Raw genomic sequence first — 549 nt, forward strand, 5'->3', positions numbered from 1 at the left:
ATGATGAAATTGACCAAATATTGTCAGTTCCTTTGTCTAAGGAAGCAAATGGGGAAGATTTATTGCGTCGCCCTGAGATGGATTACCAAACACTAATATCGCTCAGTCGTTTTGCTCCTGGTATTACCGATCCTCAAGCTGCCGATCAAGTAGAAATCCAAGTCAAATATGAAGGTTATATCGCTCGTCAGCAAGAAGAGATCGAGCGTCAATTACGCAATGAAAATACGTTACTGCCTGTTGACCTTGATTATAAGCAAGTGAAAGGTTTATCGAATGAAGTTATGGCTAAATTGAATGATCATAAACCAACATCGGTTGGCCAAGCATCTCGAATTTCAGGGATCACACCAGCGGCTATTTCTATTTTGCTTGTCTGGTTGAAAAAACAAGGTATGTTGCGTAGGAGCGCTTAACGATGAGTTTATTAGTACAACTAAGTCGTTTAGCAAAACAAGCTACTATTGAACTGACAGAGAAGCAATTACAACAACTTGTCGGATATGTTCAACTATTACATAAGTGGAACAAAGCTTATAATTTGACATC

1 protein-coding gene and 1 pseudogene are annotated in these 549 nt (G+C 38.8%); both read left to right on the forward strand.

Going from position 1 to position 549, the window contains the following annotated elements; all coding sequences use genetic code 11:
• Window positions 1-416: tRNA modifying enzyme MnmG family protein (locus tag ABN217_RS20110; RefSeq protein WP_502935148.1), on the forward strand; the 416-nt coding region annotated here is incomplete at its 5' end.
• 2 nt (window positions 417-418) lie between these two features.
• Window positions 419-549, forward strand: a pseudogene (gene gidB, locus ABN217_RS20115) (16S rRNA (guanine(527)-N(7))-methyltransferase RsmG); the annotation flags it as partial.

The organism is Proteus sp. fly-1067 (assembly GCF_040139345.1).
GTDB classification, from domain to species: Bacteria; Pseudomonadota; Gammaproteobacteria; order Enterobacterales; family Enterobacteriaceae; genus Proteus; species Proteus vulgaris_B.